At 35.1% G+C, this 19,290-nt stretch carries 16 protein-coding genes and 1 tRNA gene; 13 read left to right on the top strand and 4 right to left on the bottom strand.

Going from position 1 to position 19,290, the window contains the following annotated elements:
• Positions 1-69 precede the first annotated feature (69 nt).
• The 6 genes from AA80_RS06355 to AA80_RS06330 all read left to right on the top strand — a co-directional run bounded on the left by AA80_RS06355 (position 70) and on the right by AA80_RS06330 (position 9,744).
• Positions 70-1,362 (top strand): HD domain-containing protein, encoded by a 1,293-nt coding sequence (locus AA80_RS06355; protein WP_103876956.1) that lies wholly within the window; start codon positions 70-72, stop codon positions 1,360-1,362.
• The gene (locus AA80_RS06350) at positions 1,359-1,922 is read left to right on the top strand and encodes a type II toxin-antitoxin system antitoxin SocA domain-containing protein (RefSeq protein ID WP_134080056.1); all 564 of its coding nucleotides are present in this window, start codon (positions 1,359-1,361) and stop codon (positions 1,920-1,922) included. Before AA80_RS06355 ends, AA80_RS06350 begins: the two co-directional genes overlap by 4 nt.
• 1,033 nt (positions 1,923-2,955) lie before the next feature.
• Entirely contained in the window at positions 2,956-3,933 is a 978-nt protein-coding gene (locus AA80_RS10035) for a helix-turn-helix domain-containing protein (RefSeq protein ID WP_158248400.1), read from the top strand.
• Between the two features lie 79 nt (positions 3,934-4,012).
• Complete coding sequence (locus tag AA80_RS09905) at positions 4,013-4,609, top strand: P-loop NTPase family protein (protein ID WP_158248399.1); 597 nt, start codon at positions 4,013-4,015, stop codon at positions 4,607-4,609.
• The gene (locus AA80_RS06335; RefSeq protein WP_103876952.1) at positions 4,593-8,099 is read left to right on the top strand and encodes an Eco57I restriction-modification methylase domain-containing protein; all 3,507 of its coding nucleotides are present in this window, start codon (positions 4,593-4,595) and stop codon (positions 8,097-8,099) included. The genes AA80_RS09905 and AA80_RS06335 overlap by 17 nt, the downstream gene beginning before the upstream one ends.
• A gap of 361 nt (positions 8,100-8,460) precedes the next feature.
• A complete protein-coding gene (locus tag AA80_RS06330; RefSeq protein ID WP_103876951.1) occupies positions 8,461-9,744 on the top strand; it encodes an alkaline phosphatase in 1,284 nt (427 codons plus the stop codon).
• Positions 9,745-9,771: 27 nt separating this feature from the next.
• Here AA80_RS06330 and AA80_RS10030 read toward each other — a convergent pair whose 3' ends face one another.
• Positions 9,772-9,942, bottom strand: a complete 171-nt coding sequence (locus AA80_RS10030) for a hypothetical protein (RefSeq protein WP_158248398.1) — start codon at positions 9,940-9,942, stop codon at positions 9,772-9,774.
• A 124-nt stretch (positions 9,943-10,066) separates the two neighbouring features.
• On the opposite strand from AA80_RS10030, the gene AA80_RS06325 reads away from it, so the two are divergent.
• Positions 10,067-10,143 (top strand) — tRNA-Ile (locus AA80_RS06325).
• A gap of 267 nt (positions 10,144-10,410) precedes the next feature.
• Positions 10,411-10,656: an RpnC/YadD family protein gene (locus AA80_RS06320; protein ID WP_199177860.1), complete on the top strand. Its 246-nt coding sequence runs from the start codon at positions 10,411-10,413 to the stop codon at positions 10,654-10,656.
• 193 nt (positions 10,657-10,849) lie between these two features.
• Here the strand turns inward: AA80_RS06320 and AA80_RS06315 are convergent, their stop codons facing one another.
• Positions 10,850-11,017, bottom strand: a complete 168-nt coding sequence (locus tag AA80_RS06315) for a type II toxin-antitoxin system HicB family antitoxin (protein ID WP_103876950.1) — start codon at positions 11,015-11,017, stop codon at positions 10,850-10,852.
• A gap of 255 nt (positions 11,018-11,272) precedes the next feature.
• Between AA80_RS06315 and AA80_RS06310 the strand changes: the two genes are divergently transcribed.
• The 3 genes from AA80_RS06310 to AA80_RS06300 are packed head-to-tail and all read left to right on the top strand — an operon-like array spanning position 11,273 to position 12,662.
• Entirely contained in the window at positions 11,273-11,671 is a 399-nt protein-coding gene (locus AA80_RS06310) for a type II toxin-antitoxin system RelE/ParE family toxin (protein WP_103876949.1), read from the top strand.
• A 12-nt stretch (positions 11,672-11,683) separates the two neighbouring features.
• On the top strand, positions 11,684-12,253 hold the full coding sequence (locus AA80_RS06305) for a hypothetical protein (protein ID WP_103876948.1): 570 nt from the start codon (positions 11,684-11,686) through the stop codon (positions 12,251-12,253).
• Positions 12,222-12,662 carry a hypothetical protein gene (locus AA80_RS06300; RefSeq protein WP_103876947.1) on the top strand — a complete coding sequence of 147 codons (441 nt, stop codon included), beginning with the start codon at positions 12,222-12,224 and terminating at the stop codon, positions 12,660-12,662. Before AA80_RS06305 ends, AA80_RS06300 begins: the two co-directional genes overlap by 32 nt.
• Positions 12,663-13,701: 1,039 nt before the next feature.
• Here AA80_RS06300 and AA80_RS06295 read toward each other — a convergent pair.
• On the bottom strand, positions 13,702-15,060 hold the full coding sequence (locus AA80_RS06295; protein WP_233186834.1) for an ATP-binding protein: 1,359 nt from the start codon (positions 15,058-15,060) through the stop codon (positions 13,702-13,704).
• Entirely contained in the window at positions 15,020-17,869 is a 2,850-nt protein-coding gene (locus tag AA80_RS06290; protein ID WP_103876946.1) for a TrlF family AAA-like ATPase, read from the bottom strand. The genes AA80_RS06295 and AA80_RS06290 overlap by 41 nt, the downstream gene beginning before the upstream one ends.
• A gap of 423 nt (positions 17,870-18,292) precedes the next feature.
• On the opposite strand from AA80_RS06290, the gene AA80_RS10025 reads away from it, so the two are divergent.
• Positions 18,293-18,460: a hypothetical protein gene (locus AA80_RS10025; RefSeq protein WP_158248397.1), complete on the top strand. Its 168-nt coding sequence runs from the start codon at positions 18,293-18,295 to the stop codon at positions 18,458-18,460.
• A 138-nt stretch (positions 18,461-18,598) separates the two neighbouring features.
• Positions 18,599-19,183, top strand: a complete 585-nt coding sequence (locus tag AA80_RS06285) for a hypothetical protein (RefSeq protein ID WP_103876945.1) — start codon at positions 18,599-18,601, stop codon at positions 19,181-19,183.
• Positions 19,184-19,290 lie beyond the last annotated feature (107 nt).

Here is a 19,290-nt window from a genome sequence, read left to right as displayed (position 1 = left end):
TTATCAAACGATGTGCAACATTTCTATATAACGTGAAATAATTCATGTTGCAAAAGGTGGGGGGGTAATTTGAAAGAAAATCTATGGGAGATAAGAGATCCTATTTATGGTTTCATTGAGATTAATGAGTGGGAGAGAGACATTATAAATCATCCTGCATTCCAGCGATTGAGAAGGATACGTCAGTTGGCTTTGACGGATATGGTGTATCCAGGTGCAATGCATACACGGTTTGAACATTCATTGGGAGTTATGCATGTTGCCACTAAGATTTTTGACAATATCGTTAATGAATGTAAAGATATACTCAAGTTCGACTATGGTTACAATGAAGATGGGTTAAACAAAATGAGAACCATTATAAGATTAGCGGCGCTTTTACATGATGTTGGCCACGCTCCGTTTTCGCATGCAAGCGAAAGCATAATGCCGCATAAAGACCCAGAAAAAATATATAAGCATGAAGATTACAGCGGCGCTATAATAAAAACTATATTTAAAGATGTCATAGAAAATAATAAGTTAAACAACAATTATGATATAAAGGCTGAAGAGGTAGCAGCATTTGTAGAAAAAGATTATAAAATATTGAAGAAATCATTCTTTTGGACTGATATAATAAGCGGACAGGTTGATGCAGACAGAATAGACTATCTCTTGAGAGATTCTTACCATGCGGGTGTCCAATATGGGGTGTTTGACCTCAAGAGATTATTAAAGACTATTGTGATGATCCATACGGATGAAGGATTTATTTTAGGATTTAATGAAGGTGGATTACACGTAGCCGAATCTTTAATATTTGCTAGATACTATATGTTTACCCAGGTTTATTTCCACCATACAAGGAGGGCATATGACCATCATATTGCAAATGCCGAAAAAGAACTTTTATTAAAACTAAAATATAAGGACGGTAAGATGAAGCCACCTGATAATGAAGAAAACATTAATGATTATTTGGATTGGGATGACTGGAAAGTTGGTAATTTGATAAAGAAAAATAGAGATTTGAATGACTGCAATATAATTTTAGATCGTAAACATGATAGATGTGTTTATCATACCAATGAGGTTCCTAATATTAATGATTTGAACAAATTTAATAATGCTTATGAAAAACTATCTAAAGAAATAAATCAAACCTTTATGGATGAAGCTGAAAAATCATTTTATAATATAGGTAATGAAGATATTAAGATACTAAAAGAAAATGAAAGTGGAAAAATTGAAATTTTGCCATTATCACAATTATCTAATGCTATTAAAAATATCCAAGCAATAAAACAAAAGAGGATATATGTACCCTTTAATGAACAAAAGAAAGCAATTGAAATTTTAAGTAAAGGAGGGGTTATATGATGGAGAATAAGGAGTTTATGAGATATGCAACTATAATAGACATAATTAAAGAGATGAAAAAACGCGAATACAAAATAGGGAGGACTGCTTTAGTTAAACTAATTTATTTATTACAAGAAAATCTTAACGTACCTGTAGGATATGACTTCAGTTTATATACATATGGACCGTTTGCAAAAGAAATATTAGATGATTTGGATTATTTATCATATTTAGATGCGGTAAAAACAGAAGTGGCTGATGGAAGATATAATATATTACCTGGAGAAAATTCAGTCATAGACTATATTGATAATGAAGCTAAAACTTTTATAGAAGAAAATAAAGAAAAAATAAGCGACATAGTGGAGAAATTCGGATCATTACCGGCAAAATCGCTTGAATTAATTACAACCATACATTTTGTTGTAAATGACTATAAGGAAAATAATATTGATTTTATGGAAAAAGACATAGCAAGGTTAATACATGAAATCAAACCTTATTTTAGCGAAGATGAGGTATTGGAAAATATCGATAAACTTAAACAAAATGGATTAATTGATATAATAACTCAATAACTTATCTTCTTCTTTTTTACCCACAGAAAATTCTTGTACAAAAAATAAAAGATATAGGGCAATCTAGATAGACCTTGTATCATTTTATATGTCATGTCTATAGAACTACGTTTAACAACTGCAACTAAAATATCATTTAGTTTAGCTTCATTATCCATTTTTTTAATATTTTGTCTTTAAGATCATCAGGAAGTGGATTAGTTTGGCTTTAATAGCATTGAGTATGTTTCCTTAAGTTTTACTTATTTTGCCTTTCTGATGCCTTCTTTCTTTATCACCTGGTCATATACTGTTTTGATTTGATGATCATCTCCTTATCTATTTTACGGTATGCTCTCTTTAGAAACTCTAAAACCTTCTTTAAACCACACTTCTAGAATCGAAAATTTTTAAAATACCTCCATCATTCTAAGTTACATACAATCTGCTTTAGCTTCTCTTCGCCCAGCAGCACACCTGGATGGAATCGGGTAGGAGGTAGATAATTAATTTATCTACCGTCCTCCCACACCCTCGTACGTACCCCTCGGTATACGGCGGTTCAACAGGAATGATGTCTGTATCCTTTCACATCGTTCCTTCGGTGGACACCCTTGCCTTCGGCTAGTGGTCCCCGCTACCTGGCCCACAGAGGACTTTCACCACTTAGCTATTGCCAGTGCTGGGCGCACCACGTGGATGAAGGGGCTTCGCCCCTTTTGATTCCTTTTTTTAAAGCTTGGGAAGCTTGAGGGAAGTTTAGGGGCTTCGTCCCTTAGGATCCCTTTTTTTGAAAGCTTTGCTTTTGAGTTTTTTGCTGGATTTTTTTAAATCTATTCCCGCCCGCCGCCCCTTAAGGATTTTTATCTTTTTGCAGATATTACTATTGGGAAGAAAAAATTTTTTGGGATGCTGAGGTGATTTTGTGAATGTTTTTAGTCTTTTGAACCATTTTTTCAGGGAAAATGAGAGGGAGAAGGTTTCTTCTTCTGCCACAAAACTTTATTTCTTTTTGATTTACGAGGCGAATAAGAGTTATTGGGAGGGACCTTTGATGTTTTCTGAGCGAAAGCTTTCTTCACTTCTTTCTTTTAGCAAGAATACAGTTTCTAAGTCTTTAAGCGAACTTGAGGATAGGGGATTGATTATTTGCTATCCGCGAAAAGGGAACAGCCTCTCGGCAGATAAGGAAAACAGCCTCACGGCAAATGAGGAAGGGGGCCTCTCGGCAAACAAGGAAGACAGCCTTACGGTGAACAAGGAAGGCGGCTTCACGGCAGACAAGGAAGGCGGCTTCACGGCAAATGTGGAGGGTAAAGGGGCTAGTTCTAGTGCTTTTTGGTTTGCTGATTTGGAATTAAGTGAAACAGCCTCACGGCAGACAAGGATGACGGCCTCAAAGCAAATGAGGATGGAGAAAAAAGAGGTTTACGATAAAGGGGTGAGGTATAATGTTCACGGACCAGGAGGACACAGCCTCGCGGCAAATAAGGAAAACAGCCTCAAGCATCCCGAAGGGGGTTCAAGGAAAGAGAGCTTCACGGCAAGTGTCAAGGGTAAAGGGGCTAGTTCTAGTGCTTTTTGGTTTGCTGATTTGGAATTAAGTGAAACAGCCTCACGGCAGACAAGGATGACGGCCTCAAAGCAAATGAGGAATGAGAAAAAAGCGGTTTACGATAAGGGGGTGAGGTATAATGTTCACGGAGCAGGGGGAAACGGCCTTACGGTGAATAAGGAAAACAACCTTAAGGCAAATGTGGAGGGTAAAGGGGCTAGTTCTAGTGCTTTTTGGTTTGCTGATTTGGAATTAAGAGAGACGGCCTCACGGCAGACAAGGATGACAGCCTCAAAGCAAATGAGGAAGGAGAAAAAAGAGGTTTACGATAAAGGGGTGAGGTATAATGTTCACGGAGCAGGAGGACACAGCCTCGCGGCAAATAAGGAAAACAGCCTCAAGCATCCCGAAGGGGGTTCAAGGAAAGGCAGCTTCATGGCAAATAAGGGAGGGAGCAAGTACGCCAAATTCTTCTGAGAAGCGATGCTTTTGTAAGGATCCTGAAAATTGCCCAACACATGGGATTTTAGGCAATAATTATATGTGTTCGATTTATATGAATTATTTGAATGGGAGTAGGAGTTATAGGGATATTTCTCCAAAGATTTACCTTGATGCCTCGTTTGATAATTTTCTTGCACTGAATGAGCATTTGAGGAAGGGTTTAACTAAGTGCCGTCACTTCGTTGAGGAGAAGTTATGGGAGAAGGGTGTTGGTTTGATACTGTATGGAGGATACGGTACGGGGAAGAGTAGGTTAGGTTTTACGGTGTTAAAAGAGGCGGCTGTTATGGGTTGTACTATTGGTGTTTTGGATGTGTTGAGGGATTTTGAGAATTTTGAGGGTGCCGATGCCGCTGTTAAGAGAGCGCTTGATTCTGATTTGATTTTTATAGACGATCTTGGTGCCAAAGGTTATGATTGGATAGGGCAGAAGATAAGAATCGTTATAGACGAGGTCAATAGGAACCAAAAAAGCGTTATAATTTCTACAAACTTGAATCCCAAAGAGCTGGTTAATTTTTTGGAAGATAGAACCGTTTCAAGGTTGCTGGAAATCGTTCCAAAAGAAGGTTTGATTTATTTGGGTGAAGAGGATTTTAGGATGAAAAAGCGAGAAGAGAAGGTGGCTTATTTTGAACAGATCCGTTAAGAAAATGGCTTTGGAGCTTAAGAGTATCCTGCAAAGAGAGGTCATAAATGAAAAAGACAGCCTCACGGCACATAAGGAAAGGGGCCTCAAACGCCCCGAAGGGGGTTCAAGGAAAAATAGCCTCAAGCACCCCGAAGGGGGTTCAAGGAAAGACAGCCTCACGGTAGATGAGGAGAGTGTTTTGTTGGATGTTTTTTTGAGTTTTATTGTCTTAAGAGTTTTACAGGCAAAGGGAAACATCCTCACGGCAAATATGAGAAACAGCCTCAAGCACCCCGAAGGGGTTTCAAGGGAAGACAGCCTCATCGCAGATAAGGATGGTTTGGAATCAGATCTTTTGGGTGATTATCTTACTGGGGTTCAACTTCTGAATAGAGCTTTTGATTGTTGTTATTTAAGTGATGAGATTAAAAGCCGAATTACTTGCCAAACGATAGAAAAAGTCAGAGATTTGTTTCAAATTGTGAAAGATGAAGATTGGAAGAAAGAGGAGATTATTTCTTGGTCTTACGAGTATTTCAACGAAGGCAGCCCCCTCGCAGGTAAGGATTTAAAGGGTAAAAATGGAGTTACTTCACAGTTTTATACACCAAAATGGATTGTGGATTATTTGGTGGAAAATACGTTGGGGAAATGTTACGGAGAAAACAGCCTCACGGCAAATGAGGAAGAAAGCCTCAAACGCCCCGAAAGGGGTTCAAGGAAAGACAGCCTCACGGCAGGTGATGAGAAGAGTTTGGACATTGAGGATGTTAAGGTTATAGACCCGGCTTGTGGATGTGGGAACTTTGTTATAGGGGTTTACGATAAGTTGAGAGAGATGTATCAAAATAAAGGTTACGATGATGCTTTGATTCCAAAACTTATAATTACTAAGAATTTATACGGTATAGATATAGATGAGAACGCTGTTGAAATTACGAATTTGTTGTTGAGATTGAAGGCTTTGGAGGATGGAGCATATGAGAAGATTGAAACAAACATAGTAGCTGTTCCGAAAGGGAACAGCCTCACGGCACATAAGGAAGACAGCCTCAAGCGCCCCGAAAGGGGTTCAAGGAAAGACACCCTCACGGCAAATGAGGAAGGGCAGAATGAGTATTTGAAGAAGTTTGAAAAGATAGGAAGCTTAATGAGAAGAGAGGATGTTTTAAGTTTAAAGGAGTCAGGTATAAACGATGAACGATTGAAGAAAGCTTTAGATATTCTTTCTTTGAAATACGATATTGTTTTGACTAACCCTCCTTATTTAGATTCCTCTGATTATGATTTTGAATTGAAGAGGTACATAAACGAGGATTATAGTGAGTTTAAAAAAAATCTGTACGCCTGCTTTATTAAAAAGAGTTGCGAATTGGTGAAGAAGAATGGATTTGTTGGTATGATTACCCCTCAAACCTTTATGTTTATTGGAAGCTATGAGAAGACAAGAAGGTTCATATTAGATAACTTTCAGATAGAGAGATTGGTTCATTTTGGCCTTGGAGGGGTGTTTGATAACGCTTTAGTGGATACAGCGATGTTTGTTTTGAGAAGAGCTGAAGACAGCCTCACGGCACATAAGGAAAACAGCCTCAAGCGCCCCGAAGGGGGTTCAAGGAAAGACAGCCTCACGGCAAGTGAGGAGGGGAGTTTGGGTGAATATATAAACTTGACCTCTTTTAACGGGAAAGATTCTAAGAAACGGGCTTTATTTTCTATTTGGAAAGACAGCCTCACGGCACATAAGGAAGACAGCCTCAAGCGCCCCGAAGGGGGTTCAAGGAAAGACAGCCTCACGGCAAGTGAGGAAAAGAAGCGAGAGGATTATCTTTCTAAGTATGTTTTTAGGGTTGATAAGAACGTTTTTACAAAGGTTCCGAGGGTTCCTTTCATTTATTGGGTGGATTCAGACGTTGTACGTACCTTTGAAAACGAGCCTTTGGAGAAGTTCGCTGATGCACGACAGGGGATAGCTACTGGTGATAACAAAAGGTTTTTGAGGTACTTTTGGGAAGTTAGAAGAGAAGATATTAAAGATGGAAAGAAATGGGTCCCATATGCCAAAGGTGGACCTTACAATAAATGGTATGGCAATTTGTGGCGGGTTATAGCCTTCGATGAAGAGAATTATAATCTATTGTCAAAAATGGGGAACTATCTTCCAAATAGAAAGTACTATTTCAAAAAGGGGATAACTTACACGATGACAACCTCGAAAGGGGCAACTTTTAGATATCTCCCTTCTGGGTTCTTGTTCGATTGTAAGGGTAGTAGTTTGTTTTTTTCAAAAGATGAAGATATCTTTAGGTTTTTGGGCTTGCTCAATAGTAGTTTGTTTTCTTACTTGGAGAGTTTTATAGCAGGAAGCGTGGATTTGGAGGTTGGGGATTTGAAAAAGCTTCCCGTTCCACAAGGTTTGTTTGAGGGTTCTTCTGAGACTCAGGCGTTAGAAGCGCTTGCTAGATTGAACGTAGCGATTAAAAAGCAGAATACCGAGATATATCCAAACGAACTGCACTTCAACGAGGAGAGTATCGATGGTGTTTCTAAGTTTTATGATTTCATAGAGAGTAAAAACGCTCTTGATACCTATCTGCTTCTTTCTGAAGGTTTGATAGATATACTCATAATGGAGTTGTACAGTTTGAAAGAAAGAAAATTTGAGGAGATTTATAAAACAGTGGGGATTCCTACGGCCTTTTTCCCTTTTTCTAACGGTAAAGGTGTAAAGGGTTTGCCCCCATTAAGAGAACTATTGAAAGACCAGTATCTTTATGAATTTGGTTTGAATGAAGCTGAACTTTTCAAAATAGAAAATTTTATTAAGGAGGCTTATAATAATAAAATCAGGTCTTTAATTTCCATTATGCCTTTTGATGAAGGTGTAACCAACTATCATCGAAGAGAGCCATACGATAACTATGTGGAAAGAAAAGCAGAAGAAAGTTTTCAAAGTCCTATTTCCGTCTACAACAGTATGAGTAACCAAGATCAGATTTTAGCAAAATTAGCTTTTGTAAGAATAGATAACGGTATCCAAAGGTATCTTTTGAATGCGGATACGGGTTTTATCCCCTTTGGATTTTCAATCGATGAAGAAAATAGATTGTTATCCTCAATATTCGATGAAAACAGCCTCACGGTAAATAAGGAGCGTTCTGAATTAGAGAGTATTGTGAAGAAAAGTTTGAGGGATTATATCTTTAAAGATTACCTAAAACTTCATGAAAAGTTTTATAAAGATAGGCCTATCGTTTGGAAATTGGGAAAGAGAGATTGTGGTTTTTTAGTTCATTATCATAACTTGAACGAAAAAACGAAGATCAATATCTTGAACTTTTTGAAAAAGAGGGTAAAAGAAACAGCCTCACGGCACATAGGGAAGACAGCCTCACGGCAAATAAGGAATGAAAAGGAAAGTTTCAAGGAATTGATAAAGATAATAGAGTCGAAGAATTTTGAATTGAACATAGATGATGGAGTTTTGAGAAATAGAGAGCTTTTTTAGTAATTCTTTATATATCTTAAAACCTCTCAAATGATTTTTGGTTATAATAATTTTGGTAGTTCGGGCTGCGCTGCGAGGCCTTACTCCTTTATCCTTATGGGTGTTTGGAGGGTTTAAAGGGACCCCAGGTCCCTACCTTGAAATGGGTGGAGAGCGGGGGAAGGGCGCTATAAAACTTATCATACAGAAGTTACGTGAGAAGAAATAACACACCTTCAAAAAGATATGGTATAATTAAGTTGACAGAGCAAACACTTCACTAATTTTATGGGTGGGTAGCGGGGCGAAGGGGCGCTATATACAGGGTTTTAGAGCTTCTAAAGAGAGTAACTAAAAATTCAAAGGGGGGTAAAAAGAAAGTATGAAAAAGGGTATTTTGTTGGTTATGTTGGTTTTAGTGGTGTCATTGCTCACATTCGCGGGCGATGTAAAAAACGTGATATTTCTCATCGGTGATGGTATGGGTTCAAATCAGATTTTGTTAACGAGTTATTTAGAGGGTCGTGAGCTTTACATGATGCAAATGCCCTACACTGGTTACGCCATCACTTATTCTGCGGATAGCAACGTTACCGATTCTGCAGCAGCGGGAACAGCTCTTGCCTCTGGTTACAAAACTAACAACGGTTTTATAGGAATGCTTCCAAATGGTGAAGTCGTGCCATCAATAGCTGAAGTTTTGGCTGAACAAGGCTACAAAACGGGCGTAATTGCAACTTCAAGAATAACTCATGCCACACCAGCATCTTTTTATGGTCATGTGCTTAGCAGAAATGAAGAAGACAAGTTAGCTGAACAGCTGGTTAATAGTAACTTGACCGTTGCTTTAGGAGGGGGTTGGAGAAATTTCGATCCTACCAGAAGAGCTGATAGAAAAGATCTTATATCTGTTGCAAAGGAAAATGGTTTTGACTATATAACAACTAAGCAAGAGTTAATGGATTACTCTGGAGAAAAGGTTTTAGGATTGTTCGCTTCAAGTCATATGAATAGCGTTACAGAAAGAACGCCAGCTGAACCACTTTTACCTGAGATGACAGCAAAAGCAATAGAGATTTTGTCTAAAGATGATACGCCTTTCTTTTTGATGGTTGAAGGTTCTCAAATCGATTGGGAATGTCACGATAACGATGTCTTTGGTATGTGGAAAGAAATAGTTGAATTCGATGAAGCAGTGAAGGTTGCTTTAGATTTTGCAAAAGAAAATCCTGATACTTTGGTAGTTGTCACCTCTGACCACGAAACCGGAGGTTTGGGTTTATCAACAGGTGGATACACGATGGATTTGGAAATGGTTAGAAAATATCAGAAAACTACGGATTGGGTTGTAGCTAATTCTAAAAATACTGAAGAATTAAAATCTAACGTGAAAGAGTATTATGGATTTGATTTGTCAGAAGAAGAGGTCGCTTATTTGGAAGCCGCTGGTAACAAAATAAGGGCTTTAGCAGAGATCACAAGTGCCAGAGCAAGTATTGGCTGGACAACGCATGATCATTCCGGTGCGTTAGTACCTGTATTAGCTTTTGGACCTGGAGCTGAGAAATTTGTAGGTATTATGGATAACACAGACCTTCCTAGAAAAATAGCCAGTTTGGTGGGAGTTGAGCTTTCCTACCCTTTAGTGAATGTACCAAATAATTAAAATTAAAGGGCTGATTAAATCAGCCCTTTATCGTTTTAATAACTTGACGACTTCGTTTTCTAAACTTTCCAAATCTATTTTTTCTTCATTGTCTAAGAGGTTGAAGGCCGCTTTTAGCACTATAATTCTTGGATATTTCTCTATTAGCATTTTCACAGGGTCATCTTGGTTTTTTAGGCTTTCTACGTTGCTGCTCATTTCACTAAATGCTCCTTTAAAATTTATTTATCCCTTCGCTAAACCATCATAATAGAGAAAAATTTTCTTCATTAAAAAAGTATTGACAAATGTCATTTTAAATGCTATAATAATCAACGTGATTGGGCTCGTAGCTCAGTTGGTTAGAGCTTCCGGCTCATAACCGGGTGGTCGGTGGTTCGAATCCACCCGAGCCCACCAATAAAAGCCAAGGGTTCCTTGGCTTTTATTTTTTTACACACCTCAATTTTACTATTTTTATCGGCTTTTGTCAACTTTTTTCACAAACCTGTCTTCAAAAAGAAATGATATGATTAAGTTAACAAAGAAAACACTTCATTAATCTTATGTGTGGGCTGCTGAGCGAAGGGGAGTTAATAAAGATCCTTTTCCTCACGGGCGGGCAGCAGGGCGAAGGGCGCTATAAATCTCATTATACTTTATTTAGAAGAAATGGAGGTGCCAAAAATGTTTAACACATTAGAAGAGATAGCAAAAAGAGACAGAGAAAAAGCTAGATTGGAAGGTAAAGTTGAAGGGAAACTTGAAGGAGAAAGAGAATTAATCATAGAAATTCTAAACCAAAGTTTTGGAGAAGATTTTGATAAAAGTTTAGAAGAAAAGATCAGAAAAGCAAACGAAGAAACTATAAACCCAATAAAGAAAAATATTCTAAGTATTACATTAGAGGAACTAAAAAACTTAGTAAAGTAGTTGTAGAAGGTAGATTTTTGAGTATTTAAAAGAGATATCACTCTTCTTTTTTGCTTTAGGAGGAGTGATATCTTTTTAATAATTTTATTTGCACCCCTTCACCCTCGGACCGAGAATCAGGTGAAGTTTCTTTTAAAGTAAGAGCATATAGTTTGGAAAATCTCAAGATTATTCCTCCAGTTTCTTAGCAAATTTAAATTTCCACTGTTATTGTGTACTCTATAGTTTCATCTTCAGAAGGTATCTCTTCTCTGTGTTCTTGCAAGCTTTCTATGTATAATTGAATAGCTTCTTTCGCCATTTTTATTGCTTCTTCTATTGTATCCCCGTGTGTGACACAGCCTGGAAGAACAGGGACTATATTTGTCGTGAGGCTGTCTTTCCTTGAACCCCCTTCGGGGCGCTTGAGGCTGTTTCTTTTATCCTCTTTTTTAAAAAGTTCAAAATATTACTCGTGGTTTTTTCGTTCAAGTTATGATAATGAACTAAAGAAACACTTCGCATCTATATATATGATAAAATATACTGTAAGGATAAGTATAATAACGACAAAAAACGACAAGTAGTAAAAATTAATTGAATTTTAATAATAAAATGATATAATGGGGTGTAGAGAATGGGAGAAAGAGAAAAAGACTTGCAAGAATTATCCCCAAAACAGTTAAAAGAGGAAATAATAAAAGCTCTTGAAAATCCACCTTTCCCAATCTTCAAACGCTCATTGAAAAAAATAAACAATAGGGACCTTCTATTAAAAATATTGCAATCAGTCTTGGAAATAAATTATGATTACACAATAGGTGAAATGAAAACAGGAAACTTAAGAGGAATCAGGACGTACAAATTCATACATGATAGAGTATATTACCGGTTATCGTATTGGGTAGAAAATGATGGGAGAATAACAATAACTTATATAGACATAATGAAAAGAGAAGATAGTTATGATAATTTAAAAAAATACTTTCAATCAAGAAAATCTTTATTGAAACAAATAAATGAAAATGGGAGGTAAGGAGGGAAAACAATGCTCAAAATACATGAATTATTAAACATTTTCTCTGATTTAAAGTCTAAAAATAAAGAAGTTTTGTATAATTTTTTAGTAAATCCAAAAACATATGAAGACAAAGAAGAAATTGAAGAGTTTATACAGATATTAAAAGAAATGAAAGATGATCTGTTGTATTATGATGAAGAATTTGACGACATGGAAGAAAAAGAACAAAAATTATATTTCACACAAAAAGATTTAGCAACAATGACAGACCAATCAATAAGAAATATCCAAAGAATTATCAAAGAAAACAATATAAACCCAATTAACCCTGGAAGAAAACCATTATATTATGACCTAAAAGAATTCAATAACTATTATTTTATTCAAAAAAAACTAACACCCTCTTTGAAAAATCAAGAAATCAAAACAATAAGAGTATTTGGAGATAAAAAAGAAGTAAAAAGAGAAATAGCTATGCAACCATATTTATACGAAGTTTTAGAATCGATGCCACACAGGAATAAAAACATAACCTTATCAGTGTTTGACAAAGGAAGTGAAAAATGTGAAAATGAGCAATATTCAAATGCGGTATGACATAATAAAAAAATTAAATTATGAATTAAAAGACGAAGATCTAAACAACAAAAAACTAACACCAAAGGTAGACATTTCGGTTACACAAAATTTCCAACCAAAAGAAAAAGAATACTTTGGAACAATAGGATTAAACATTAAATTTCATTTGAAAGAATCAAAAAAAATAGTATTAAAATTAGAACTTGAAACAGAAGCAGGATTTTATGGCAACCCAAAAATAAAGGAAAACGAATTCAAAGAACTAGTAATAAAATCTGGAATAATGAGCTTATTGCAGATATCAAGAGCAAAAATAATATCAATATCCGCAAATTTTGGGTTTGTTCCACCAATATATCTTCCAATGTTGAACATTAACGAACTTGTAGAAAAAGAATTAGAAAAAGCTAAAATATCCGCCAAATAAGAGCTGTTGAAAAACAGCTTTTTTTTAAAGATTTTCAAAAATAAGATTTCGATTTTAAAATGGTTAAAAGGCGCATAAAATATATAAAGAATTCCTAAAAAATTGCACTATTTTTGACTACCCCATCGTCTATCTTCACTTCAAAATTCTTCGACTCTATTATTTTTATTATTTTTATTATTTTTATCAAATCCCTTAAACTATGGTTTAATTTCAAAAACATTGAATTATGATCTAATCAGTTTTTTATAGTTTTCTATAAACACATGGTATAATATAAACAGTTCAACAAGCTATGGAAAGAGTTGATAGGAATGACAAAGATCGGAACTTCATTATTTGAAGAAGGCTTTGAAGAAGGAGAAAAAGAATTGACAATTAAAATATTAAACAGAAGATTTGGTAGACGATTAACCGAAGAGTTATAAGATAGGATAAGAGAAGCGGGCAAAAAGACAAAGGATTATATAGGAGATAACTTGTTAGAGATAACCATAGAAGAACTAAAAGAAATATTGAAGTAGTTGTAGAAGGTAGATTTTTGAGAGTTTTAAAGTGAAATGTTGTAGTAATAGAGATATCACTCCTCATAAAACTAAAAAGAGGAGTGATATTTTTTATCTCCTAATTTTGATTGCCGAAACATAACATTTATTCATGCCTGTTTTAGAATTCTTACGTTTTTGTAACTGCCAAACTCAGGAAATTTTTTGAATCTATTTTCTTCTATAAATTTTTTTAAAATAGAGTTTATTCATCTTTGTCTTTACTTTTCCTTTTGATTTTAAATGGCATCTTTTTGTCGGCGTTGGTATTCTACTTTTCTTTTTGCCAAGTAATTGCCAAAATCGCCAAATACTCTCCAACTAATTGCCAAATTATTTGATAACATAGTGGCTATTCCTACCCTTCCCCTCAAATTTAAAAATTTTCTTGTTTACTAAATCTATTGAATCTTTCAAATCGTTTGCGGCTGTGGTTCAAAACAAATGTTTAATTCTTGATATGTTTTTTTCATTCTCCATCAGTCAAATATTGGTCATTTATTAGTCAATTTAGTCAATTGGTAGGCAACTCCCTTGCCTGCTTTTCCAATCCTTGCAAATACCCCCTTCTTCACAATTTCTGCGAGATCAATAGTTGCCATTTGCCTAGATACATTAGCAATTTCCTGATATTCCTTATTCGTAATCCTTCCCTTTTCTTTTACATACAAAACTGCTTTGACTTGCCTTTCATTTAACCCCATTTTTCTTAAATTATCTTCAATATAAATGTCTTTATAGAAATAGACTGCAAAACCGCCAAACTCTTCTTTAAATTCTGGTTCTGGCAGTCCAGCTTTTTTACATTCATCTGTAATTTTTATTGTTCCTCTGCCCCAAGCCTCTATTAGTCCAGCTTTGAAAAATACATCTGCCAATAACTCATTTCTTGGATAAGATGAATGGTTTTTCTTTAATTCATCAACCTTGATTTCTTTTGGAAGTGTGCCAACATTCCAAAGAATTATTTTATCAGGATAAATTTTTAACTGGGTATGTGGACCGATATAATCTCTATGTATAACCGAATTAATTATGGCTTCTCTCAATGCTTCTTCTGGATATTCAAGTTCTTCTTTACGATAAATTCCTTCAAATCTTATTTCAGATATAAGATATTTTGTCCGCAATAACTCCATTGTTTTTTCTACCTGTTCAAAGAGATTGCCTTCAATATCATCAGAACTTATAATATCTGTATCCGTCAAGAATTTACCCACTTTTATATAGGAGCTTGTCCAGAATCTTTTTGGATTTTTACCGAATAGTAAAAGGGCAGCCCTTGTTAATTTACCATTTTTAATCAAATTTAATTTCTCAAGCACCTTTATCGGCTCATTTTCATCTTTCACAAATGGAATTCTTTTTATCGCGATTTGTTTGAATTTTTCAATTGTCTCATTATTTATATCCTCAATAGAAGCATTTTCCTCAATATACTCTTCCCAGTGCTTGCCTGAGTTGGATATTAGAAACCTGGTCAGGTCCTTGCCTTTTAGTTCCTGAATTGTGCTTCCGCTTCTAACATAAAATCTCCCATGATATGAAATTGGTACATAGGAATGCTCAACTTCTATAATAATTATTTCCTTACCGTTTTCCTTTTCTAATCGGACACTTGGTATAATGCCAAGGGTATCTCTTAATTTATTGGGTAAATCCTCAAGTAATTTCTTAGATTCTTCGACGCCAACAGGCTTACCATTATCATCAACTCCGATGAGCAATCTTCCGCCATCGGTATTTGCAAAGGCACAAATCCATTTTAGATATTCGTCCCGCCATGAGGACTTGAATTCGGTTGTATGAGATTCAACTGATTCTAAATCCATATTTCTTTTCTCTTTTTTCAAAGGCTATCTGACCTCCCTCCAGGACTTCACAAACATGTTGGCGGATACCCTTCCTGAATAATATAGCTTTTTGTTTAGCTTCTGGCAACTCAAAGGAGTTTTCTAAGGCTCCTGAAATATATTCAAACTTGAACTTTTTATTATCTCGCCCTTTTTCCTGTCCTTCTTGATTTGCGACAATAACTTGTTCAGCGTCTGCTCCAACAACTAAATTAGGATTATGTGTAACTATAATTATTTGCCGTTTCTTTTTCTTATTTTTGATAAATGAAACCAGATCATCATATACCGATCTATTATCTAAATCGTCTTCCGGCTGGTCCAAAAGTATCGGCCATTCTTCATTACTTAAATCAATAAGGAACCGTAAAAGAACAAGTCCTTTCTTTCCAGGAGACATTTTATCAAGTGGATCGTTTTTATATGAAATCTTAAAGTCCAAATCAAAATAATTTTCTAAAATCTTTACTGCGGCATCCTTTGCCGCTCTATTTCTCACCGTCTTTATTTTCTCATCTACAACAGCATTAAAAATTTCGCTGATGAAAGAGAGATGTTTATTCGGATCGAAGTGGTACTCGTATTCGTCTTTCCATGATATACTGCTGATATTACGTTTTATATCCCTCTTGTTTAAAAAAGCATCGATAACTTCTTCATTGAACACCTTTTCATTAAATCCAACCAAAACATTTAAAGATATGTCTTCAAACTTATTTTCGTACCTCTTAAATTCATTTCTTACCTCTCCGTAGACATTAAAAATTTGCTGATAGGTTTCGATAAGATACTTTTTCTCTTTTTCATAAAGATCCTTTTTTGACTCAAGCTTTTTCTTTTCAAGGTTTATTTTGTTTAACTTGTTCTGCTCATCACTTATGGCCTTATTCTTCTTTTTCAACTCATCCTGTAATTTAACCTTTGCCATAAACGGCATAAGCTCTTTTTTGATTTTTTCCAACTCTTCCTGATGGGTTTTAATCTTAGAATCGGCATAAGTTATAACTTTATCAGTGGCTGTTAAAAGATTGGTTCCCAATTGCCCAATTCTATCAAATTCTTTTGTGAATTCTTTTTTGATTTCATCATTACCCAGATAAGACGACTGTTCATTGTACAATTTCTCTAAACTTTTTAACTGCTGCATTAGATTTTGTTTGAAAGACACGAGACTCTTTTTATCGTCAGATAAAACAGTAATGCTTGTGGTTGTTTCTGTTTCTTTTTCAAGTAATGCTTCATAATCTTTGATTTCGTGATTGGATAGCCCGGATTTACTTTTGATATCCTCAGCTTCTTTTTTCAATTGGGCGATGTATGTTTTTATACCATTCTCTTCACCAAATTGCTTAATGTTTTCTTCTACCTCTTTAATTTCCTGTTTTATTTGATAAAGATCTGCAACATTGGTAGGTATTAATTTAGTTAATCCCTTAATTCTCGTAAGTTTGTTTTCATAATTTTCTCGGACAGTTTCATCTTGCAGAAGAACATCTTTGACGAACTTGTTTATAGTGTCGCGACTTCCAGTGCTTTCCTCCGAAAGTCTGTTAAGGTAATTTTGTGGTATATACAAAATTTTTCTTTCGTCCGAACCATTGCTGCCTTTCGTGTTTTTTAGATACATTCTAGCACCATCTGCCCAAACCACTTCAAAATTAAAATCAGCTGATTTATCAAAATCATATTGGGAAGCTTCGGAAAGGTCGGCAAACCTGGTTTCTACTTCTTTTCTGTCAATTGTTTTAGCTATGTAGTAAAGAAGTAATGACTTCCCCGTTGATTTTCCGCCAATTATGGTTACCAAATTTTGGTTTATTTCAATAGCATCAGAGGGAAAGTTGCCCTGTCCAGTATTATCAAGAAATCGCACTTTATCGATAAGATAGTAAGGCCTTTTGAGTTCCGGTTTTTCGAAACCAAAAGCAACCCGATCAAATGGTTCAAAAATAATCTGTCTCAAGCCTTCAAAGTTTGGATCGGCTTTTATCCAGCTAAAACCGTATCTTTCAAGGTCTTTCTCCTCATTGTTTGGTACTGAATATTTTTTCCCTAATCTATTCTTGCAATCCTCAAGAGTATGGCAATCAGAAATAGAAACGACCGGTTTCGCCTTTGCTTTTAAGCTTTTATTCTCATATCTACTTTCGTTTAGATAATATTCTCTATTTTCCTCACAGCCAAAAAATAAATCGCAAAAATCATCGAAAATATCCGATAATTCCTTTTTGATGTTTGAATTGGCAATTGCTCTATTACTGCCCATACCACTGGCTACACCAGCGATTAAGAATGGGCGATCATTTCCAAAAGAACTTTTTAAAGATTCTTCAAGTTTTTCTTTCGTGATACTAATTTTATCGTAACCGCCACAGGCTGTAATGTCATCCTCAGTACAATAAGCAACAGCACCGTTTGGCATTTTATTCTTCAGAGGAAGATGAGCGAGAAAATCCTTTATTTTGTTAATATCGTAATTACTATCAAAAATTAAATGGCATTGTAATTGCTCTGAATCTATATTAACGTTGATATCCAGTCGAAGTTCGACGCAAGGAAAAAACTGCTTATTTTTCAATTCTTCAATATTTTTGATTTTATCCCGGAATGTTTCGTAACCTACGACAGAAAAATAATCAGTAATACCAAAAACAGTTATATCAGAATTCTTGATATATTCAATAAATTTTTCCCAAACATCATTACCTTTTTTTGTGCTGTACTGGTCTGCATGTTTAGATCCTGGAACGTGAATTTGTAAATCCCATTTTCTCCATTCCGAACCTTTTGGAAAGTTGAAGTTACTCATATCCTTTCTAACCCCCCAATCAATGGTTTAATAAGTTTGTATTCCAAGTTTTTAATTAATTTCTTTTCCACCATCAAATTTCAATGCTACTCCAGCGACTTTTTAACCATTTATTAATATTCATTAGATCATATTAGGTGTTCATGAAATAAATTGGTTAGATGATAATTCGATGTCTTTGAAATGTTGTTATAATAATAAATAAAACACACAAAAGCTTGAATATGGTAAAATTAAGCGAAGAAATAAAAGTTCTTAGGAATAAATTATATAACATTCATTTAACGAAAAACAAATCAATTTCAAAGACATGAATAAATCTAAACATCACCCTATTTCGATGACAATTAATTATGATCTAAAGCGATTTTCAAAAACATATGATACAATTTAAATACTTCAATAAACTATCAAGGGGGAACAATGAAAGACACTAACAGAACGGGAAACATTCACAAAGACGAAACCGCCGAATATCATGAACTCAACTTTCCAAAGATAATTTCAGTAAAACCAATAGACATTCCAGTAATCAACGTATCAAACCAAAACACGGATTTTGCTGGTTTGTGCAAAAAGTTTCACTTGTAATGCTTCTAAAACACTTTCCAAAACCTCATTTGCGAAGCAAATGACGTTTCCACATGGAAAAAAGCAGACTTACTAAGATTTGCACAATACGACACAGCGTTATACCAAAAAGAAAGAAAAAAGATAAATACGGTGGTAATGTACTCAGGGAAATACGAAAGTGCAGAAAGTGAATTGGACATGGGATCAAATAAATACAAAGTACAACAAGTATTTATGACAAAGTACGATGGAATAAAAAGGTATGAAGAGATAAAAGAAAAGATAGAAAAAGAAGAAGAACCAACGGATAAAGATCTAGAAGAAAACAGCCTCACGGCAAATATGGAGTTAGTATTCTTGCCCTTGATGAGAAACGAAAAAAGTGAAGAAGAAGTGACAAAAGATGTCTTTGAGTTAGCGATCAAAATACCAGATGAAGACAAAAAAGAAGCGGTAATAGGATCGTTATTAGGGTTCTCTGATAATTATGTAATGGATGAATACATAAACAAACTGAAAGAGGTGATACGAATGACAAAGATCGGAACTTCATTATTTGAAGAAGGCTTTGAAGAAGGAGAAAAAGAATTGACAATTAAAATATTAAACAGAAGATTTGGTAGACGATTAACCGAAGAGTTAAAAGATAGGATAAGAGAGGCGGGCAAAAAGACAAAGGATTATATAGGAAATAACTTGTTAGAGATAACCATAGAAGAACTAAAAGAAATATTGAAGTAGTTGTAGAAGGTAAATTTTTGAGTATTTAAAAGAGATATCACTCCTCTTTTTTACTTTAGGAGGAGTGATATCTTTATTAATAATTTTATTAGCGCCCTTCCCCCGCT

The sequence above is a fragment of the Petrotoga sibirica DSM 13575 genome (assembly GCF_002924625.1).
Lineage (GTDB): Bacteria > Thermotogota > Thermotogae > Petrotogales > Petrotogaceae > Petrotoga > Petrotoga sibirica.
Note: the sequence above shows the minus strand (reverse complement) of the source record. Positions and strands in the feature narration are given on the sequence as shown.

Coding starts and splice junctions, on each gene's coding strand:
- AA80_RS06350 (WP_134080056.1), top strand. CDS start 1,359: ATGATGGAGAATAAGGAGTTTATGAGATATGCAACTATAATAGACATA.
- AA80_RS10035 (WP_158248400.1), top strand. CDS start 2,956: ATGTTTTCTGAGCGAAAGCTTTCTTCACTTCTTTCTTTTAGCAAGAAT.
- AA80_RS09905 (WP_158248399.1), top strand. CDS start 4,013: ATGAATTATTTGAATGGGAGTAGGAGTTATAGGGATATTTCTCCAAAG.
- AA80_RS06330 (WP_103876951.1), top strand. CDS start 8,461: ATGAAAAAGGGTATTTTGTTGGTTATGTTGGTTTTAGTGGTGTCATTG.
- AA80_RS10030 (WP_158248398.1), bottom strand. CDS start 9,942: ATGAGCAGCAACGTAGAAAGCCTAAAAAACCAAGATGACCCTGTGAAA.
- AA80_RS06320 (WP_199177860.1), top strand. CDS start 10,411: ATGTTTAACACATTAGAAGAGATAGCAAAAAGAGACAGAGAAAAAGCT.
- AA80_RS06310 (WP_103876949.1), top strand. CDS start 11,273: ATGGGAGAAAGAGAAAAAGACTTGCAAGAATTATCCCCAAAACAGTTA.
- AA80_RS06305 (WP_103876948.1), top strand. CDS start 11,684: ATGCTCAAAATACATGAATTATTAAACATTTTCTCTGATTTAAAGTCT.
- AA80_RS06290 (WP_103876946.1), bottom strand. CDS start 17,869: ATGAGTAACTTCAACTTTCCAAAAGGTTCGGAATGGAGAAAATGGGAT.
- AA80_RS10025 (WP_158248397.1), top strand. CDS start 18,293: ATGAAAGACACTAACAGAACGGGAAACATTCACAAAGACGAAACCGCC.
- AA80_RS06285 (WP_103876945.1), top strand. CDS start 18,599: ATGTACTCAGGGAAATACGAAAGTGCAGAAAGTGAATTGGACATGGGA.